We start from the raw sequence: 19,902 nt of genomic DNA on the forward strand, positions 1-19,902 counted from the left end.
AGTCCTATTTGACGAAGAGCCTTTTTAAATACCTAATATTTGGCGATTGAAGTCCTTTTTCCCAATACGATAAACCCATTCAATAGCGAGTTGCAGGATCAAAAAGACGGATACAAAGCATAATAAGAAGAAGGATTCATGGAGCACGAGAATAATAGGATCAGTTTCTGGATTAAACAACCAGGCATCATTATTAAAGGCAATTTCATGAAAGGCGATAAAAATGGCGTTGAAATTGAAGACTAGGAGAATAATCACAATAATTGGTAACCATCTCAATTGTTTAAAGGGCCAGTACAGCCGCCATAAGTCACGGGTAACTGTTAATTTATGAAGGGTGAAAGCACCGATTAGACCTGAAATTAACATAGCTACATAATTTAAATAAAATAAGTGCTTCACTTCCATGAAATGAAAGGCTGCAGAGGCCGACGTTGGAAAGTCTGACATGGCTAAAGTTTCAACCCAAGGGAAATTTAAATAGGCCAAGAGCTGTAAATAATTGTCGACTACAGTCCAAAAGGTTAGATCGACTGCGTCAAAGGACTTTGAAAACCATAACGACCCCATAAATAAGGGGACGTTTGCAATGGTGACGGTAATCGCTAATGTAATAAAGAATATCAAAAGGGCTAAAATACCTAACCATAACCGTGTTTCATGAAGAAGTTTACTACCAGATCGATAAGAGTGCTTCATAATTTTCCACCACCAATGTTGGCGTCACACCAAATTCTGCTAAATTATCTCTTGTATGTACACCCGTCTCAATAAAAATAGCGTCAATACCCGCATTTTCTGCAGCAGAAATATCTGTCATTAAGTTGTCCCCTAAAAAAACAGCTCGGTCTTTGCTAAAGCCCATTTTGGCTAGGGCGCCTTCAATGATTAAAGCATTCGGTTTTCCGCAAACTGTGGGAGCAATTCGGGTAGCAGCTGTAATAACTTGGCCAATCGCCCCTGCTCCTGGGACAAATCCGCGCTCAGACGGAAATTGGACGTCTGGATTGGTCAGATAAAAAGCAGCACCTCTTTGAACAGCAATGGATGCTTCAATGAATTGATGGTAGTCCACTTCCTGATCCAGACCAACGACCACGATATCACATGGATTTTGGTCCACATTTTCAACCAGATTAAAGCCGGCTTCTATTACCTGGTCTTTTAAGTAATCCATCCCAATTACATAGGCGTTTCCTGTTTGCTTGACTAGTTTACCCGATTCTAAATCTTCGGATAGGATAAAACGCAGGGTGTCGACTGATGTATAGAAGTGGCTACCCTCAACATTTAGACCGGTAATTTTGTTCAAATTATCTGCTGCTGCTTGGTGTTTACGCATGGCATTATTAGTCACAAATAGAAAAGGGATATTTTCTTGAATCAAGCGCTCGATAAATTCTTTTGCGCCTTCTATTGGTTGACCGCCACGGTACATAGTCCCATCTAAATCAATTAAAAAAACTTTATCTCGTAGATTCATCTATGTCTTATCCCCCTTTTCTTTAATACTGAAAGAGTGTTGGCGCTTAGTCACAACTTTTCTTTTCACTGGTTTTTGACTTTGGGCATTTTTGTTGTTGTCTTTACTCTGTGAAATCGAGAATGACGGCCCTTTAGCATATTCTTGCTTCTTATTTGAACGTTGTTGTTTGTGCTTTTGTTTCTGTTGACTTGGTTTAGTCGATTGATGACGGTTATCCGACTTTTTGCTTTGGTAAGCCTTCTTACCGCCTGAACGGCCTTGGTTCTTTTGCTGTCTATTTCTTGAAGATTCTTGATTTTGGTTTTTTTGTTGTGTCCAAAAGGCTTCATTTCGTTTTTGAACTTCTTCTGCACTTCGTTCATGAAAAAGGACAAAATAAGCGGCCCCAAAACTCCCGTATTCTAGTAAGTAATCAGGTAAATGCTTGATTTTTTGCTCTAATGAGCCGATTTTGGCATCATCCGCAAAGAACCCTTTCAACCTTAATTGTTCATAGGACCAATCCCCTACCACAAAATCATAGACATCCAGAATATCCATATATCGGTCAGCTAGCGCCTCTAAGTCTAAGGCGTCACGGTAATTATCCACGACCGCAAAAGTTTGTCCGTTAATCACTAAACTTTCCGGACTCGTCCGTTCGATCTTAGCGATTGGATAATTTAAACTCGCACGTTGTTCTTTTAATTCTTCTTGTTTCTTACGACTTAACATGTCATACCTCCTTATGCCTTGTGTGCCTTTGAATGCCTATGGCTATTCATCGCGACTACTGGCTTGCTGGATCTTGTCCGCAATGAGTTCTCGTATAAAGGGTTGTCCCCATAAATAATGTTTTTTATTGATTAGTTCCGTGAAAAACGGCAAATACAATATATGGTCGATTGTAATGATTTTCAAAGGTTGATCTAGTAAAAGCTGGTCTAAGTTTTTATTGTCTAAGACCATTAATTGCCCAAAAATCCGACCCCTAAATCCAGACCCTTTAATCGGCATAGCCTGTAAATCTGGTCTGAGCCTTGTAATTTGCGGGTATATTTGATTCAAATATTCTGAAACAGTACACTCGACCACCATCAAGCGAATCGGATGCGGTAATGCCTTATGCAAATCATATTTAGATACTGGCCCAGCATGCAGTCCTTGAAGGAATAAGCCCGAATTAACCATAGCAATGTCTGCACCACTGGCTGCTTTCATGGCCAATAAGGTGTCATATTGTAGGGGGGAAAAATGATTTTCATTCGCTGCTAATGCGATGGGTAATTGGCCAACAATTTGGTTTTTCAATTGGCTTTCGCCCTCTTCTAACCACCTGTTGACCTGGATATAGTCTTCATCATAGGCAGAAATGCGGTCAGAAGCAATCAATTCTTCGTCCAATGTGAAATAGCGTGCATAATCGATAATCGCGTTATCTTGTTGAGCATCTGTTGACATTTTTTTAGGGGTATATAAATGTCCTTCATCTTTATTGATTTCAAGGGTTAGATGGCCCATAAATTGCCCGTACTTACCGCCACCAGTTAATAGTGTGTGGCCGACCCATTCGCCTTCTGGCAAAACGTGGTGGGTGTGTGCACCGAAAATAACCAAGATTTCTGGAAATTGCTCAGCGACTTGGCGGTCTGCTGGTAAACCGAGATGACTCAGCAACAGAATACCATCAAAAGTTTCATTGGTTTTAATGTCCTTTAATACACGTGCGATGCTCAAGAGTGGGTCAATCGGGTCCCAGCCAACTACGCCATAAGAAATTTCAAATGGGGCCGTCATGCCAAATACCGCAAACCGACTACCCTTATTGGTTTGAATCATGGTGTAATCTTGGGTATATTTGGGTGGTCGACCACTTTCTTTATCGAAAATATTGCCTAAAACAACCGGAAAATCTGCCTGTTCATATAGATTGTCTAGGATATCATGCTGACTCCCAATCCCTTCGTTGTTGCCAATTGTCGCAACATCTACCCCAAGTTCGTTCATCAAGGTCACCATATTTTCTCCCTGACTAGCTTCTGTTAAAGGATGTTGGCGGTCAACTGCATCACCAATATCAAAAAGAAAATGGGCTTCGCCTTCGCTTCGATGTTTATCTGCTTGTGTTTGATAATAGCGTAAAAATTTCGGCCAGTTCTCCAGATGAGAATGCCAGTCATTTGTATGATAAAAATGAATTATTTCCTTCATATCAACACCCCAATCATTCTGTATAATCATATCATATTCGTACCCTTTTCAACATGCGGAAATCTTGACCAACCTTACCAACAATCGATGACAAGAAAAAAGGAGAAGCTATCACATAGATAAACTTCTCCGTATTAAACCTCAATAGATCCTATTTTTCTAGCATTTTCTTGGCTGTAAACCCTAATTTTTTGGTCAAATGAATAAACGTTTCGACATCATCCTCGCTAAATTCTTGGAACATATCAGCAATTAATTGACTATGTCCAGGGAAAACTTCTGCCATTTTCTCGCGGCCTAGTTTTGTGATTTTAGCATAAATCACTCGACGGTCTTCAGGATTATGCGTACGTTCAACAAAACCCTTATCCTCTAAGCGATCAATCACATAAGTTAAGCTTGATGATGGAATAAGGATACGTTTACCAATTTGTTGGATGGGTTGTGGACCACGATTATATAGTAACTCTAGGACGGTAAACTCGTTTTCACTTAAACCTTTCTTACGCATATCTTTTTTAAGCACTTCAAGGATGTATTGACTCCCTTTTAAGTGGACACGTAAGGCATGTAAACTTTCAGCTGTTTGCGTCCCGTCATGTTCTGCAGGCATGTTTTCACCTTCTCTTTCATTTCATTGTTCATAAATATACCCAAATTCAAAATATTTATCAAGTGACGGCCTCTAAATAACTGGCTCATTTGACCTTCAAAAATGTGATATTTATTTGAGCTTTCGACATTCACAGAAAGTAATCCTCGGGTCAGATACACATTTAGGATTACGGGCAGTGCAGTATTCTCGACCAAAATAAATGAACTGGTGGTGGGCATCCCGCCATCTTTCTTGAGGGATTTTCGCCATCAAAGTTTCTTCCGTTTGTCTAACGCTGGCATCCGGGTCGACAATGCCCATCCGTTTGGTCACCCGTTCAACGTGGGTATCGACCGCAATTGTCGGGATCCCAAAGGCCTCGCTTAAAACGACGTTGGCTGTTTTCCGACCTACACCCGGTAATTGAATCAATTCTTCCCGGCTTTTGGGTACCTGTCCATTGAATTCATCACGAATCATGATTGCTGTCTTCTTCATATTCTTGGCCTTGTTATGGTAGAGGCCAATTGTTTTGATATAGGATTCAAGGTCCTCTAGTTCTGCTTCAGCCATATGGTCTGGGTCCGGATACTTGGCGAATAAGGCGGGCGTCACTTTATTAACCGCCACATCAGTCGTTTGCGCGGACATCAGAACCGCTACCACTAATTGGAATGGGGTTTGATAATCCAACATAGTTTTTGGATTGGGGTATAGTTTATCTAACTCATCCAGAATAGCAATCGTTTCTGCTTTTGTTTTTAAAGGTAATTTGGTCACTGCTAAACCCTCCTCTTGCATATTTAATGATTTTCTAAAGAACTATTTATTTAACCATTTGGTGACTGGTACCGGTGGGAGGTCTTGGTTTTGCGCTTTTTGTTTACTGAAACCTGCTGAATCATTCGCTTGAGACTGTTTACGTTTAGACCAGTTTAATAAGATCCGGTCCATATAATTCAAGGAATAGACATTGTTTAAGACGGATTCCTTCAAGGCTTCCTTAACGACATCTGGGTCATAACCGTCTTTCTTAAACCAATCACTGATCTTTTGGTACTCAATTGGCGATAATTGCCGACCAAATTCGACTTGAATCATGTCGAACACTTCGCCCTCTTTGGTAGCTTTGGCTTCTTTAAATCGTTCACTTTCGTCTACTTTATCTAATTGCGTGATTTTCTGGTAGAGAGGGTCCAAGGAATAATACTCCACCGATTTACCTTGGTCATTCTTATAAGAGGGAATACTTAGAAAGCCTCGTTCAATTAAAGACTGGATCATGTCATAAAGTTGTTGGTCTTTTACATTCATCCGGCGACCAATCAGGGAAATAGCTGGAAAGTCTTCACCAGCTTGTTGGAAGGTTAAAAAGTGGATTAATAGCATCATTTCTTCATTTGAGATGTTCAACCGGTGATATGATTCTAAAATGCGGTTGCGTAGGACTGTATAGTATTCTCTTTGCATGTGGCACCTTCCTTTTATCGATTTTACTTGCTTAACTATTTCATCTACCGGCGCGTTATTCATTTCTTGAAAAATAGCCGGTCTGCTCGAATGCTATCGCGTCTATTATAATACAAAAAAGTTAGGTCTATAAAGTAACCTAACTTTTCTAATGCACATTTTATCAGATAAAAATTGCATCTATTATTTAGCCATTTTCCCTTGAACAAATTCACGGATACGTTTCATTGCTTCTGCAAAAGTTTCTTCGTTGGTTGCATATGAAAAACGAATATGGTCTGCCTTACCAAAGGCCACACCAGGCACCCCAACAACATGCGCTTGATCGATGAAGGCATTGGCTAAGTCTGTTACGGATTCATAGCCACATAATCTAGCAGTTTCAGTTGCATCTGGGAATAGGTAAAAAGCCCCTTGCGGTTTGAAATCTAATTTAAAGCCCGGAATCGTTAACACTTCTTCATAGGCTGCATTTAGGCGGTTTTCAAATTCTTTACGCATGGCTTCAACGGCCTCTTCACGGGGACCCGTTAAGGCAGCTAAGGCTGCAAATTGACTGATACCTGCTGGGTTTGAGTTGATTTGACTAGCCAATTTAGCAAAAGCGCCAACATATTTGTTATCCGCTAAGGCATAGCCTAAACGCCAACCTGTCATCGCATAGGCTTTTGAAAAACCATTGATCACGATAGTATTTTCTTGGACTTCCGGTGAAATGGCTGCAATCGATTGTGCTTGATGACCGTTGTAGACTAAACGGTAGTAGATTTCATCGGCAACTACCAGGATATTGTGGTCTAAACAATATTGCGCTACTGCGCGGGCGTCTTCTTCACTCATGATCGCCCCTGTTGGGTTAGATGGTGTATTTAAGACAAGTAATTTTGTTTTGTCAGTGACATGCTGGTCTAACAATTCTGGGGTGATTCTAAAGTTGTCACTTGCTGACGTTTCAAAAATTACTGGTATCCCGTCTGCCATTTTCACTTGGTCCACGTAGCTTACCCAATAAGGCGCTGGGATTAAGACTTCGTCCCCTTCATTTAATAGGGATTGGAAGGTGTAGTACAAGACCATCTTCGCCCCATCAGCAATAAAAACTTGGTCTAACGTGTAGTCAACTTGGTCGTATTCAGCATGATAGTCAATAATGGCTTGTTTCAATGCTGTGATCCCTGTTGAATCTGTGTAATGGTGACCGCGACCCGCAAACATATCCTCTTTTACTTGTTCTAGGATGTAGTTTGGGGTGTTAAAATCCGGTTCCCCTACCGCTAGTGAGATGACGTCAACTCCTTGTGCTTGTAGTGCACGAGCCTTAGCTGCAGCAGCCGCTGTTTGTGACCCCTGCATTTTTTTAATTCTATTTGCTAATTCCATAGCCTCATTCCTCCTATAAGTCGTTGATAGTTTCGTACCATTCACCAGTTGTTGCATTGATGTAATGGTAGCCAAGACGGCCGTCTGCATCTGTGAATGAAACTTCCCACACGAATGTATCGTTTTCGATACCGAGGTTGGCTTTTCTTACATTGACATCAGGCATTTCGTATCTTGTCAGTGAAAAGGCGTTATCTTCATTCACCATCTCATCTACAAAGCCCATTTTCTGGTAATCAGTATCGGGTTGGTAGGCAAAATAAACTTGGCGCCCTTCACTATTTTCGCCCAAAACGGCATAATACGTTTCATCTTTATTAAATACATAAAAATCAGTGATATTGGTTAGGCCAGCATCCTTTGCTGCTTTCGTCGTTTCTACTTCTGCACTAGCCACCATTTGTTGCGAATTCGCATAAATATAGGTGGACCCAACCAAGTAAATCACCATCACGGCGATCAAAATGGAAAATAACTTGCGTTTCATTATCTCTTGCCCCTTTTGTAGGTCTATTCTAACATAATTTTAATCTATCTGCTTTAATTCCTGTAGTTTTACCGTCTGCATATTCAAAGCATCCGGCATCACACCAGCAATTTGGTCAGCATAGGCCGCCTTTTCTAGCCGCTTATCCAGTGAGATAAAGATAGCATCTTGGCTACCCGACGCGGCCATCCGACCAAATATTTGTGTTAAATTCATTAACATTTCCGGTAAGGCCACATCATCAAAGTAGTTATCGCCAAGTGATTTTAGATAGTCTTGCTTGGCTAATTCATCTGGCGTATCTGGCGCTGAGAACGGCAGTCTGGTTAGGACAAAAGCGTCCGTTTTGGCATTAAGATGGACCCCTTCTTGAAAGCTAGCCAAAGCGAACAATATGGCCCGTGAACTGTCTTCATACTGACGGGCTAACCGGTCTAGATTGCGTTGATTATTTTGGACAATCAGGTTGCCATAATCAGACCGAGTCATCCGCTGCTTCATTTCAAATTGCGTTGCCCGCATCAAAGACCTAGACTGGAAGAAAACTTGGATTTTTTGCATGGCTTTTCGATTGGTCCATAGGGTTTCCACCAAATCAGCAATCACCATAGCAGCCTGGTCCTCATTGTATTTGTCGATAGAGTGGTAGTCTTTCAGATAATAGCCACGAACTTGATGGTCCCGGCCTTGGACTAATTGCTGGGTGTAAGAATCTTCCATGAAAGAAAACCATGCAAAGTCCTCGATACCAAATAATGACTGAATCATATTTTTAGACCGGACGATTTCAAGTGACGCTGATACCAATAACATTTGGCTTGGAATCGCTTGGAATATAGCCGCTAAATGAGCCTGACTCGTGTACAATTTGCGGTCAATGGTCACTTGAACATAGTGTTTGCCGAAATTGACTTGTAAGTCCGCGTAATAATTTTTGCTAGGTTCGGTCGTTTCTAGCCAGATTTGAATCGTGTAATCATATTGGTTTAATTGGCCAAGTAATTGCTGGTAGGCCCGCTTGGTCAATATCTCCATTTGATATAGCTGTCTGCCAATGACCTTCAACGGTGACACCATCTTAGACATGGCTGTAATCGCCTTTTGGGCTGATTCTCGCCAATCGGCCACTAGATAATAGTCATAGGCAATATAATAGGATTTTTGTGCCGTATGCCGTTGGTAGTAAGATTTGGTTTGGAATTTATCCGAAATTTGATCAATAAACCGGTCTAAATTGCCCCAAGCCTCCTGTAAATTCTGCTCCACATGGTAGAGTTTGTCGACTGCCTGGATTTTCACATTATTGGTGACTACCTTGTCCATCAACCGGTGCACAGTTCGTTCCATAGCCTTTAAAGTTTCCTCCACCTCTTTCGATTGGAGGGTTTTAATCTGTTGTTGGTGGACGGTCACCGGTAATTGATGGCATTCATCAATAATGACCTTAGCTTTTTCTGTCAAAATAGCTTGGTCAATTAAATCTTGGTAATGGTAGACAAAGTAAGCGTGGTTTAAAATCACGATGTTTGCAGACTTGGCTTCCGTCACATGTCGCTCATAGAAAGCATAATCCGCCCATCTNNACATTTTGCCAGTAGACCTCATTGTTTAAGCCAGGATTCAGTTCATGCAAGTCACCTGTTTCAGTTTCATGCAACCAGACAAAAAGTGCCACTGAAATTAAGACATCTCGTTTTAAGGCCGCTTCTGGATGTTGCTTTAACTGTTGAGTATATTTCTGCAATTTCGTCAATTGGATAAAGTGATTTTGCCCTTTTAAAATAACTGTTTTCAAGGGTCTTCCTAATAAGTTGGCCGCTAATTGGACCGTTTTATCCAAGAATTGATGCTGTAAGACAACTGTTGAGGTTGAAATAACCACTTGTTTTTGATCATCATTTACCCCAGACTTAGCCCCAGTTTGCTGACTAGCCGTTTCGTCAGCAGACAAGGCAGATACCACGTAGGCCAAGGATTTTCCAACGCCTGCATTGGCCGTTAGAAAGGCGTATTTAGGTCTTTTAGTCGTATCTGAAGAGGATGTCGCTTCCTCATGGAAAAATGGTGCTATATCTTTGACCATGGTCTTTTGAAGGGGTGCTAAGCTTACCCCATGATTGGCTTCAATCACCTTTAAATCATCAGCTTGTAAATAGCTAGCTTCTTTTGCCCCAAAGCCAGCAGGAAAAATCTGGAAATTAGCTAATTTTGGATTCAAGACAAATGGCGCGATGTATTCGTAAGGACGTTTGGCTCCTTTGTGGTCTTTAAACCATAAGGCCATATAGTCGCCGGTTTGCCCAATAAAATAATGTAAGAATGGCTGAAGCTGGGCAAATAACTCAACTGGCATGGTGGCTACTTTTTCCTGACACATAATCAAAATTTGGGCAGTCGCCACTGCATCATCAATGGCCGTATGGGCATTCTCAAGTTGGATGCCGTGGGATAGACAGAATTCGCCTAGTTTATAGGAATCTGCCGTTGGGAAAAGAGTCCGCACCATTTCCACAGTATCTACCCGGTCATGGGTCATAGCCGGGTAGCCTTGGGCTTGAAAGCTCTTGTCTAAAAATTTGTAATCAAAGCCAATATTATGGGCAACAATGACCGTATTGGAAAGCTTTTGCCAAAGGGTTTCTGCAACTGCTTCAAACTTTGGCGCCCGCTTGACTTGTTCATTGGTAATACCGGTCAACTTGGTAATTTCACGTGGAATTTCTTGATTAGGAAAGATATCCGTAGCAAATTGATCCACAACCTGCCCGTTCTGAACAAAGGCCACCCCAATTTGAATAATGCGGTCACCGTTATCATATGTAGATCCTGTTGTTTCTAAGTCCAGAACCGCATAAGTGGTTGTCACTTCTAACACCTTCCTACAATTAAATTTCGTTTATTTGATCATGATGAGTATCTAGATAAGCCAATAAGGCCGCCCGTTCATTCACCACATCTTGGGCCACAACCGCCTGCTCTAAAAATTGGAGCATTTGGCCAATCGCCCGTTTATTTTCTGGATTGATTTCTTGAATAATGTCTTGGCCGTTTAGGGCTAAATCACGCAAGGATTGAATGGGTAATTGGTCGAATAAAGCATGAATTGCTTGGACATTGGCTGTCTTAAAGATGGTTACAAAATCTTCTTGGCCAGCCACTTGTTGCGCCTCTATGAATGCTTCTACTAAGACAAGTTGATCTCGGTCACGTCCGTATAAATCAACCAGGGTCCATTCAGCTGTTTGGGCCCGGTAAGCCAAGATATCTAAGTAAGCAAGGATATCCTTTTGGGCTTGGTTAGACATCTTCCAGGCCTTGGTGAATTGGCGGACTTGCTGTTGAATAGTAGGTAAATCTTCCCTGCCATTTAGTTGAAAGGCCCGCCAGAAGAATAAGGCCCAGCCAAAGTTTTCATTTGGGATTTGAACTTGGTCACTCGTATAACCTAGTAAATCTGTGAAAACAGCCTTATAGTCTGCTAAATAAGGTACATATTGAATTAAATCTGTCTCTAGGAAGTAGTTTAACCCTTTGTGCCAATTGACACCAATCCACAGTTTATTCATTTCAACCGCAATCCGCTCCACTGCAATATGGACTAGAATACCCGCATTCTCAGCGATTGCTGCTAGGGTTTCTGGCTCAATATTAAAGTCAAGTTGACTAGCAAAGCGAACGCCACGCATCATGCGGAGGCCATCTTCATTAAACCGGTCATGTGGATTACCCACAGCCCGGATAACTTGGTCAGCTAGATCCTTTTGCCCATGGAAATAATCCACTATCTTGTAGTCAGGATTCATAGCCAAGGCATTAATGGTAAAGTCACGGCGTAATAGGTCTTCTTCTAAGTTTTGAACAAAGGTTACCTTGTCCGGGCGACGGTAATCTTGATAGGTTGATTCGGTTCTAAAGGTAGTGATTTCATAGGTTTCACCTTCAAACCAAACCATAATCGTCCCATGATCTAAGCCCACATCAAAATGACGTGGGAAAAGGGCTTGAACTTCAGCAGGATAGGCAGAGGTCGCGATATCTACATCATGGATAGGCAAGTCTAATAGCAAGTCCCGCACAGCCCCACCCACAAAATAGGCCTCGTAGCCAGCCTCATTGAGGGTATGAATTATGGGTGCTGCTTTGGTAAATTCTTGGCTATTAGTCATCTAATAAGTGCTCCAAACCATAGATTAAGCCGTCTAACTGACCTACTTTTTCAACAGCCAATGCTACGCCGGGCATGTATGAGTTACGGTCGAATGAATCTTGACGGATAGTTAAGGCTTCCCCCACACCACCGAATTGTACGATTTGATGTGAGTTGTAGCCTGGTAAACGTAATGAATGGATGCGGATGCCGTGGAAGTCAGCGCCACGTGCGCCTGACATTGATTCTGTTTCATCTGGATGTCCAGAAACATGCTCACCGCGTGCTTCAAAAATTAATTTAGCTGTTTTTTCAGCGGTACCACTTGGGGCATCTAATTTTTGATTGTGGTGAATTTCAGTAATTTCAACGTCTGGTAAGTATTTAGCCGCTTTAGCAGAGAAGACTTGCATCAAGACTGAACCAATGGCAAAATTTGGTGCAATTAAACCACCTAGTTTTTTTGCTTCAGATAAAGCCGTTAATTCTTCAATTTCTTCATCAGTGAAACCAGTTGTCCCAACTACTGGGTGGATATCATGTTCAATATAGTATTTAGTGTTTTCATAAGCTGCAGCCGGAATTGTAAAGTCGATTGCGACATCGATGTCTACAGCGTCAATCGCTTCTTGAATACTTTCAAAAACTGGTGCCTTATCTGACCATTCTGCCACACGGTCTGCTCGCTTGTCTAAGTCGTTGTTGGCTAAAGCCACCAGTTCAAACCCATCATGGTTAATGACCATGTTGGCTGCTGTGGAACCCATTCTACCTAAAAATCCTGTTACTAATACGCGCATAATCTTGCCTCCTAAAATGCTCATTCTCTATGGTTCATTTAATCTGACTCGTATGAATCCTATTATCTTAATTAAAAACCTTCGTTTTCAGCCAACCAATCCTGTAAACTTTCATAAACATCATGGAAGTCTGGTCTTTGGGCTAAGTCAGTTTGGTCTTTAAAGACCTGTTCAATTCGGCGCCAGTCCCCTGCTTCACGTAAAAAGTCGAAATAGTCATGTAAGAAGGACGCATCTTCTTTCAACTGTGGGTAAGCTTCGGTGTAGGCTTGGTTAGCAAAGTCAAATTCCTCTAACTCTTGGAATACTTTGGCCTTCATCCAGACATAACGGTCGAACTCAATCCCTTTTTCATCCATATCTTGAATCAGGGCTCGGGCTATTCCGTAATCCTCGTCATCAATCAGCAATTGCAGTAGCAATACTAAAGCTTGTCCATAGTCAGGATCGATATCTAAAGCCAATTCTAAGGCTTCACGAGCCGTTTCGCGGTTACCAATTTGTTGGGCAAATTCAGCCTTTTGGAAGTACAACCGTGCTTCATATGGATTGACCAAAATCGCCTTATCGATTATTTCTAAGGCCCCGTCGTGGTCATGGAAGGCGTTCTTCACTTGGGCGAAGACTGCCAGTAAACCATCTGACAACTTGTCATCTTCATACAAGGCCTCTAAAATGGTATTGGCTTTTTCAAAGTTTTCCGTTTCCACATAATAGAAGGCTAATTGTTCTTGTTGTTCATCTGTCCGATCATTTTCAGGTGTCTCTTCAATCAACTCAATAGCTTCTTCAAAGTCCCCCGTTGCCGCCTTAGCATAAGCAAAATGGGCTTCAATAGTTTCAAATAAAGATTCTGGCGTTTCCTCAGATTGCAATAACCGCTCATATAGTGGTAAGGCCTGTTGGAATTCACCTTGCTGGAACCGTAATTCCGCAATCCCGTATAAAATCACCGGTTGGTTTGGCGCTAATTCTCGCGCTTCACTCAATTTGACCAAGGCCACTTCCGGCAAATTGTACATTTGGTAAGCATCCGCCTGTAATAGCAAAGCATCCACATACAAGGGACTCTCTGGCGTAATTTTCAATAACTCATCAATCGATTCTTCCACCTGACCATTATCCAGGGCTAACTCCCCCTTCAATAAAATCCAAGAATCTTCCTCAGGGAATCTGTTTTCCCCGACAGTGTAAACCTCATTAGCATAGTCCACAAACCCTAGCTGAGCTAAGCTGTATCCCGTCTGTGCCATCACTTGTGCGTCTTCATTCTCAAGCTGCGTCAAGATTTTTTCAAAAACCGCATTGGCCTTTTCAATCTCATTTTGTTGTATATACGTTATAAATTCATTCACTAATTGGTCCAAAAGATCCAACCCCCTATACCTAGCCTATTTTAGCACAATTCACCAGGTAAAATCTTCCACCAGGGCTATAATTCCTTCCCTTTTGAAAAAGAGTTACCAGACCCCAAACTAATAAACGACCACAAAAAAAGAAGCCTCATTGGTGAGACTTCTTCTTAGAGCCATTCTATTTACTATGGGACTTGCCGCCATGGTCACGGCGTATAAAAAGGTTTGATCCCTTCCGTCAACAGGACCTGTCCCGATTTGGTGATCACAACTGCCTCAACCCCTGCAATAGCAGACAGCTTGGCCAATAAATCTTGACTGGCTAAATGAAAGTACAAGGTCGTGTAAATTTCGCCCGCTAAAGAGGACTTAGACACAATGGTCAAGCCTGCAAGGTCATTGGCCACTGGATAGCCTGTTTTAGAATCAAAAATATGATGGTAGGTCTGTCCTTGGTATTCAAAATGACGTTCATAAATACCAGAAGTCACTACCGAACCATCTTGAAACTGGATAATGCCCCGCAAATGATTACGACTTTGGTCAGGGTCCTGGACCCCTACTCGCCAAAAACCACCAGGATTTTCAGGGTGTGCGCCAACTAACAATACATTCCCACCCAAGTTAATCATGCCTGATTGGACATCTTGCTCAAGGAAGTAATCTTTGATTAAGTCAGCAAAATACCCTTTAGCAAGTGCGCCTAGGTCAATTTCCATCCCTTGTTTCGCTAAGTAAACTGTTTGCCTTTTGTTATCTAAAATAATATCTGCTGGGTTGGTAATGGCTAACCGGTTTTGAATGTCAGCCTCACTTGGTAAGTGAGCATCTTCAAAACCCACCCGCCATAATTTGACCAAGNNCCATCCCCACCCCCCCCCCGCCATAATTTGACCAAGGGCCAATAGCGATATTTAAAGTTGCCCCAGATTGCAAAGAATAATCTTTGCCAGTAGCAATTAACTGGAAGATATCCGGGTCCACTTGAACAGGGGAAATCCCCGCCTTGGCATTGACCTGCATCAAAAGGCTGTCAGAATTATTTGCAGAAAACCTTTTTTCATAGTCCAATAAACGCCGCCTGGCTTCCGCTAGTACTACAGGTGCTTGGTCATGGTCGATAGCAAGACTAATGGTAGTCCCTATGACTTTAAATACAATTTCTTCCATTACTTTCACCTTCTATACGTCACAAAATAGAAACTAGACAGTCTGGCCGGGAATTAATTTAATAGGCAAGACATACCGATTGTCCGCATCCTTCTTGACCTCAAGCGAGTGATCAATTTGTTGCAAGAGGACATCTACTAATAAGTCCGCCAAATCTTTAATGGGTTGGGCAATGGTCGTTAATTGTGGGACATAGGTCTGGATAAAGTCTGTACCGTCATAGCCCACTAACTTTAAATCATTCGGAATTGTCATCCCCAACTCACGGGCGGTATTCATAACCAACATGGCCGTCAAATCATCCGAACAAAAAATGGCATCCGGTGCCTCTTCTAGTAACAAAGCTTTGATTTTCAATTGCTTTCTAATCTGTGAAAAGTTCTTTGGAATCTTAGTGACTTGACCCTCTAATCCATGGGCCTTAATCACATCCATAAAAGCTTGGTAACGCAAATAAGTCGGTGAATTGGGATCATTAGCCCCGGTTATCATCCAAGGGTTGGTCGGTTGCCCCTTAAGTAATGTTTCTGTCGCCAACTTCCCGCCCAGATAGTTGTCAGAAGACACTATAGGAATATTTTCCCCGATATACCGGTCGAAAGAAATTACAGGCGCAGTCACTCGCTCGTAATCCGCATAATTCAAATTATGGGCACCCGCAATAATCCCTTCCACTTGGTTGGATTGGAGCATATTCAAGTATTCAGCTTCTTTGTCCGCATCCCGTTCACTGTTACAAATAATGGTTTTATACCCCTTAGCAAATAGGATTTGCTCTAGGTGGTTGACCAATTCTGCATAAAAAATGGTGTCAATATTTGGAAAAATCAAGCCCACCAACTTGGTCGATTTGCCTTGTAAACTCCGTGCCAATGAATTTGGATAGTAATTCAATTCTTTCATGGCTGCATGGACTTTATCAATGGTTTGTTGTGATAAATAACCCTTTTGATTTATGACGCGACTCACCGTTGTTACTGAAACACCAGCTAAAGCTGCGACATCTTGTAACTTTGCCCGCAAGGTTTTTCCCCCTTATTCATTATTTTTGCAGGGGGTAGGCCAGGTTGTTGTCAGTTCCTTCTGCAAAAATATGTGTTTGTTGGTTAGATGGTGTAAAAATTCTTGAAGACATAACATAAGCGCCATTGTTCACGAAAATCTCTAATACTGATGTATCCGCAAAGACATTCACTGTCACTTTTTCTTTGCCAGCTAGGTCAAGCGTTCGATTTGTGCCAAATTCTTCAGCAAAAACTGTCCCCATCTCACTTCTATCAAGTTCTATTTTACCATCAATTGTATCAATGGATAAGGTGACAAAGTGTTTTTTGTCTGCGTCTGCATATAAATGAATGGTTGCTTGTTTATTCGCCGCCACTTCAAAGGCGTATTCGTAGGTGTTTTGGGATACTTCAATATGGTCAGTAAAGGTTTGTGGATCCTGTCTTAGGGCCAAGGTCTCTTCAACTGGGTACTGATACAAACGACCATCTTGAATACGAAATTCTTTGATTAAACTTAAGGCACCTTGGTAACCGTATTTGTCCGTAGGGTAATCAATTTCCGGTAGTCCTAGCCAAGAAACGCCTAGCACTCGCCCATCTGGTGCATTGATCAGTTGACTGGCATACACATCAAAACCATAATCTAAATTGTGTAATTGACCAGGGTTTTCCAACTTGCCTTCTGCAGTAAAAGCATCCGCGACCAGATAAGCATTAGGGTAGATATTTTGATAGTTTAATTGGTCTTGGTCGATACCTTGGGGGCAGAAAGTGACAAAGACTTTACCGGCCACTTGGTTAATATTTGGACATTCAAACATGTAAGCCGAATCCGCTTGAGGAATTGCTAATTCACTGTGGTAAGTCCACTGATCTAGATTAGATGGGGCTGCTTGGTATAAATACAAGGTCCCCCGCTCGTCAGCTTTTCTTTGACCGCCTATCACTAACCATGATTTACCGTGTGCTGTAAAGTACATGGGGTCACGGAAGTGGTCAGTCGCTTGGTCAATTTCATCAATAATCAGTTCTTTTTGACCAAGTGCACCTGTTTCAGGGTCAAAGGTAACCGTATTTTGTTTTGGATGACGTACCCAATTTTCATCGCGCACGTTTCCTGTATAAAATAACCGTAACTTGTCCCCATCAGCAGTTGCTGAACCTGAATAAGCACCGTGAGAGTCTAATTCATTGTCAGGAAGAAGTCCCAACCCCTTTTCCTCCCAATGGATCAAGTCTTTAGATGTTACTCGGTACCAAGATTTCAGGCCGTGAATTGGACCAAAGGGATAGTATTGGTAGAAAAGTTGCCATTCCCCGTTTATATATGAAAAGCCGTTTGGGTCGTTGATCAGTCCGGTTTTGGGTTCCAAGTGAAAGTGGTTGCGCCATGGTGATTGGTCCGCTAATTCATTGAGTGCCGTGACATAGTCCTCTGGCCAGTCGGCGTAGTTTCGGTACCGGTCTGCTTGGTCAAAGCTGTGTAATGTAAAAGACATGTATATCCTCCTAATAAATGATGAATACCTTGCATCCTCATTCTTTCGTTTATGATGGTATTATTTTAAGCATAACTCAGAAAAATAGCAAGCGTTTCCATGTTGAATATCCTTATTTTTCAATAGATTTATCTGCAAGTTAAATATTTTATGTCAAACGATTGACATATGGTCGTTTGCCTGTTAAAATTCTAATCAAGTAAATGAAAACGCTTAAATTTACAAAATAACTTTGAAGAAAAGAGGTAAATAGAATGAATCACAAAGAAGTTGCCAAACGGATCCATGCAGCTTTGGGAGAAGACAATGTTGTCACTGCTGCCCACTGTGCGACCCGTTTACGTTTAGTGGTTAATGACGAAGGAAAGATTGACCAAGATGCCTTGGATAATGATCCAGATTTGAAAGGGACCTTTAAAGCAAATGGTCAATATCAAATTATTGTAGGACCTGGCGATGTGAATAAGGTATATGAGGAATATACAAAAATCGCCGACATTAAGCCTGCGTCCAAAGAGGAAGTAAAAGAAGCGGCTAAAAATCAGGGTAAACAAAACCCAGTCATGGCAGTCATAAAAGTATTATCAGATATTTTCGTTCCATTAATTCCAGCCTTAACTGCCGGTGGTTTGATTATGGCAGTCAACAACGTCCTAACAAGTCAAAACTTATTTGGACCTGAAGCCTTAGTTACTATGTACCCAGCCTGGGCAGATTTTGCTGACATGATCAATATGTTCGCCTCAGCAGCTTTTGCGTTCCTACCAGTTTTAATTGCCTTCTCGGCTACTAAACGATTTGGTGGTAACCCTTATCTAGGTGCCACCATGGGGTTAATCATGGTGATGCCACAACTAGTAAATGGTTACAATGTGGCCAATGTGACTGCAGCCGGTGAAATGCCGGTATGGAATATTTTTGGCTTAGAGATTGCCCAAGCTGGTTACCAAGGTCAAGTATTGCCTGTTATCGGGGTTGCTTGGATATTAGCTAAATTGGAAACCTTCTTCCATAAATATTTAAAAGACGCTATCGACTTTACCTTTACACCAATGTTAACCATCATATTAACTGGTGTGATTACCTTTACGGTTGTCGGCCCTGTTCTACGTACACTTTCTGATTTATTATTGAATGGTATTGTAGAGGCTATTTCTTACCTAGGTGCCTTTGGTTATGGATTCTTTGGGCTATTCTACTCAGCAATTGTATTGACAGGTTTACACCAATCCTTCCCAGCAATTGAAACTGCCCTAATTGCAGATGTTGCGACGACAGGTGGTAATTTTATTTTCCCAATCGCTTCAGTAGCCAATGTTGCCCAAGGTGCAGCCGCCTTAGCTGTATACTTCATCACTAAGAATGAAAAGACTAAAGGATTAGCGACGTCATCATCTCTATCTGCCATGCTAGGGATTACTGAGCCAGCCATGTTCGGGGTCAACTTGAAATTGAAATACCCATTCTTTATTGGGTTAATCGCTTCAGGTATCGCCTCAGTCATTTTAGGGATTTTTAACGTTCGTAGTCAGTCGTTAGGACCTGCAGGTGTGATTGGTTTCGTAGCCATCATTCCTCGATTTATTCCAACCTTTATGCTAGCTATCGCCGTATCTATTGTGATTGCATTTGTTGCGACCTACATTTACGGTAAATCTTTAGTGAAAAAAGAAGCTAATGATGCTCAAGCTGAGAAAGAAAAAGAAGCAAAAGTAGTTGCTACTCATGAAACAGAAGAAACAACAAATACATCAAAAACAAATACTTCAGTAGCTACAAATACTGACCACGCGAGTGATGACAATACGATTGTTGCACCGCTTGCTGGTAAAATCACTGACCTAGAAAATGTCAATGACCCTGTATTCTCACAAGGTATGATGGGACCAGGATTAGCCATTGTTCCTGACGCAAGTGGCAATGTATACGCACCGATTTCAGGTAGTTTAACAATCGCCTCTGAAACTGGCCATGCTTATGGATTAGTCAGTGACTCAGGTCTAGAAGTTTTAATTCATATCGGTATCGACACAGTGAACTTAAATGGTCACGGTTTTACCAGTGAAGTGAAACAAGGTGATCAAGTCAACAAAGGTGCCCTATTAGGAAGCTTTGATCTAGCAGTGATTAAAGAATCTGGTTATGACCCAGATGTTATGGTAATTGTCACAAACGCAGATCAATATGAAAACGTTGAAGTAGTTGCAGACGGTCAAGTAGCTGAAAAAACAGCTATTATCAAAGTGAAATAGTCTAGACATAAAAAAAAATTAAATTAGGAGGTTGGACAATAGTGATATGCTCCCTCTAAAGTAG

General features: G+C 41.6%; 19 protein-coding genes. 1 reads left to right on the plus strand and 18 read right to left on the minus strand.

All coding sequences use genetic code 11. The features are described from left to right. Positions 1–24: 24 nt before the first annotated feature. From B2V22_RS07155 to B2V22_RS07235, 18 genes are all read right to left on the minus strand, one after another. On the minus strand, positions 25–699 hold the full coding sequence (locus B2V22_RS07155) for a TIGR01906 family membrane protein (RefSeq protein ID WP_290491467.1): 675 nt from the start codon (positions 697–699) through the stop codon (positions 25–27). Further along, the gene (locus B2V22_RS07160) at positions 674–1,483 is read right to left on the minus strand and encodes an HAD-IIA family hydrolase (protein WP_290491469.1); all 810 of its coding nucleotides are present in this window, start codon (positions 1,481–1,483) and stop codon (positions 674–676) included. The genes B2V22_RS07155 and B2V22_RS07160 overlap by 26 nt, the downstream gene beginning before the upstream one ends. Next, positions 1,484–2,200 carry a YutD family protein gene (locus B2V22_RS07165; RefSeq protein ID WP_290491471.1) on the minus strand — a complete coding sequence of 239 codons (717 nt, stop codon included), beginning with the start codon at positions 2,198–2,200 and terminating at the stop codon, positions 1,484–1,486. 42 nt (positions 2,201–2,242) lie between these two features. Next, complete coding sequence (locus B2V22_RS07170; RefSeq protein WP_290491473.1) at positions 2,243–3,676, minus strand: bifunctional metallophosphatase/5'-nucleotidase; 1,434 nt, start codon at positions 3,674–3,676, stop codon at positions 2,243–2,245. Between the two features lie 151 nt (positions 3,677–3,827). Next, positions 3,828–4,289 (minus strand): MarR family winged helix-turn-helix transcriptional regulator, encoded by a 462-nt coding sequence (locus B2V22_RS07175; protein ID WP_290491475.1) that lies wholly within the window; start codon positions 4,287–4,289, stop codon positions 3,828–3,830. A gap of 111 nt (positions 4,290–4,400) precedes the next feature. Beyond that, a complete protein-coding gene (gene nth / locus B2V22_RS07180) occupies positions 4,401–5,051 on the minus strand; it encodes an endonuclease III (protein WP_290491477.1) in 651 nt (216 codons plus the stop codon). 42 nt (positions 5,052–5,093) lie between these two features. Then, positions 5,094–5,741, minus strand: coding sequence for a DnaD domain protein (locus B2V22_RS07185; RefSeq protein WP_290491479.1), 648 nt, complete (start codon positions 5,739–5,741; stop codon positions 5,094–5,096). A 183-nt stretch (positions 5,742–5,924) separates the two neighbouring features. Next, positions 5,925–7,121, minus strand: coding sequence for a pyridoxal phosphate-dependent aminotransferase (locus tag B2V22_RS07190; protein WP_290491480.1), 1,197 nt, complete (start codon positions 7,119–7,121; stop codon positions 5,925–5,927). A gap of 13 nt (positions 7,122–7,134) precedes the next feature. After that, on the minus strand, positions 7,135–7,608 hold the full coding sequence (locus B2V22_RS07195) for a DUF5590 domain-containing protein (protein WP_290491482.1): 474 nt from the start codon (positions 7,606–7,608) through the stop codon (positions 7,135–7,137). Positions 7,609–7,647: 39 nt separating this feature from the next. Further along, positions 7,648–9,213: a helicase C-terminal domain-containing protein gene (locus B2V22_RS07200; protein WP_422652867.1), complete on the minus strand. Its 1,566-nt coding sequence runs from the start codon at positions 9,211–9,213 to the stop codon at positions 7,648–7,650. Then, positions 9,164–10,483 (minus strand): exonuclease domain-containing protein, encoded by a 1,320-nt coding sequence (locus B2V22_RS07205; RefSeq protein WP_422652868.1) that lies wholly within the window; start codon positions 10,481–10,483, stop codon positions 9,164–9,166. Before B2V22_RS07205 ends, B2V22_RS07200 begins: the two co-directional genes overlap by 50 nt. A gap of 10 nt (positions 10,484–10,493) precedes the next feature. Continuing rightward, positions 10,494–11,774: a CCA tRNA nucleotidyltransferase gene (locus B2V22_RS07210; protein ID WP_290491487.1), complete on the minus strand. Its 1,281-nt coding sequence runs from the start codon at positions 11,772–11,774 to the stop codon at positions 10,494–10,496. Further along, positions 11,767–12,558, minus strand: a complete 792-nt coding sequence (dapB, locus tag B2V22_RS07215; RefSeq protein ID WP_290491496.1) for a 4-hydroxy-tetrahydrodipicolinate reductase — start codon at positions 12,556–12,558, stop codon at positions 11,767–11,769. Before dapB ends, B2V22_RS07210 begins: the two co-directional genes overlap by 8 nt. A gap of 68 nt (positions 12,559–12,626) precedes the next feature. Beyond that, positions 12,627–13,922: a tetratricopeptide repeat protein gene (locus B2V22_RS07220; RefSeq protein ID WP_290491488.1), complete on the minus strand. Its 1,296-nt coding sequence runs from the start codon at positions 13,920–13,922 to the stop codon at positions 12,627–12,629. 194 nt (positions 13,923–14,116) lie between these two features. Further along, positions 14,117–14,770, minus strand: a complete 654-nt coding sequence (locus B2V22_RS07225; RefSeq protein ID WP_349680120.1) for an FAD:protein FMN transferase — start codon at positions 14,768–14,770, stop codon at positions 14,117–14,119. Continuing rightward, entirely contained in the window at positions 14,742–15,080 is a 339-nt protein-coding gene (locus tag B2V22_RS08495) for an FAD:protein FMN transferase (RefSeq protein ID WP_349680121.1), read from the minus strand. The genes B2V22_RS07225 and B2V22_RS08495 overlap by 29 nt, the downstream gene beginning before the upstream one ends. Positions 15,081–15,113: 33 nt before the next feature. Then, a complete protein-coding gene (locus B2V22_RS07230) occupies positions 15,114–16,103 on the minus strand; it encodes a LacI family DNA-binding transcriptional regulator (protein ID WP_290491490.1) in 990 nt (329 codons plus the stop codon). A 19-nt stretch (positions 16,104–16,122) separates the two neighbouring features. Continuing rightward, complete coding sequence (locus tag B2V22_RS07235) at positions 16,123–17,586, minus strand: sucrose-6-phosphate hydrolase (RefSeq protein ID WP_290491492.1); 1,464 nt, start codon at positions 17,584–17,586, stop codon at positions 16,123–16,125. Between the two features lie 254 nt (positions 17,587–17,840). On the opposite strand from B2V22_RS07235, the gene B2V22_RS07240 reads away from it, so the two are divergent. Next, positions 17,841–19,838, plus strand: coding sequence for a sucrose-specific PTS transporter subunit IIBC (locus B2V22_RS07240; protein ID WP_290491494.1), 1,998 nt, complete (start codon positions 17,841–17,843; stop codon positions 19,836–19,838). Positions 19,839–19,902 lie beyond the last annotated feature (64 nt).

Source organism: Aerococcus sp. UBA6277 (assembly GCF_002440555.1).
Taxonomy (GTDB): domain Bacteria; phylum Bacillota; class Bacilli; order Lactobacillales; family Aerococcaceae; genus Aerococcus.

What these genes read in the sequence shown, in the direction of transcription:
- B2V22_RS07155 (WP_290491467.1), bottom strand. Translation starts at nt 699, where the DNA reads ATGAAGCACTCTTATCGATCTGGTAGTAAACTTCTTCATGAAACACGG.
- B2V22_RS07160 (WP_290491469.1), bottom strand. Translation starts at nt 1,483, where the DNA reads ATGAATCTACGAGATAAAGTTTTTTTAATTGATTTAGATGGGACTATG.
- B2V22_RS07165 (WP_290491471.1), bottom strand. Translation starts at nt 2,200, where the DNA reads ATGTTAAGTCGTAAGAAACAAGAAGAATTAAAAGAACAACGTGCGAGT.
- B2V22_RS07170 (WP_290491473.1), bottom strand. Translation starts at nt 3,676, where the DNA reads ATGAAGGAAATAATTCATTTTTATCATACAAATGACTGGCATTCTCAT.
- B2V22_RS07175 (WP_290491475.1), bottom strand. Translation starts at nt 4,289, where the DNA reads ATGCCTGCAGAACATGACGGGACGCAAACAGCTGAAAGTTTACATGCC.
- B2V22_RS07185 (WP_290491479.1), bottom strand. Translation starts at nt 5,741, where the DNA reads ATGCAAAGAGAATACTATACAGTCCTACGCAACCGCATTTTAGAATCA.
- B2V22_RS07190 (WP_290491480.1), bottom strand. Translation starts at nt 7,121, where the DNA reads ATGGAATTAGCAAATAGAATTAAAAAAATGCAGGGGTCACAAACAGCG.
- B2V22_RS07195 (WP_290491482.1), bottom strand. Translation starts at nt 7,608, where the DNA reads ATGAAACGCAAGTTATTTTCCATTTTGATCGCCGTGATGGTGATTTAC.
- B2V22_RS07210 (WP_290491487.1), bottom strand. Translation starts at nt 11,774, where the DNA reads ATGACTAATAGCCAAGAATTTACCAAAGCAGCACCCATAATTCATACC.
- B2V22_RS07235 (WP_290491492.1), bottom strand. Translation starts at nt 17,586, where the DNA reads ATGTCTTTTACATTACACAGCTTTGACCAAGCAGACCGGTACCGAAAC.
- B2V22_RS07240 (WP_290491494.1), top strand. Translation starts at nt 17,841, where the DNA reads ATGAATCACAAAGAAGTTGCCAAACGGATCCATGCAGCTTTGGGAGAA.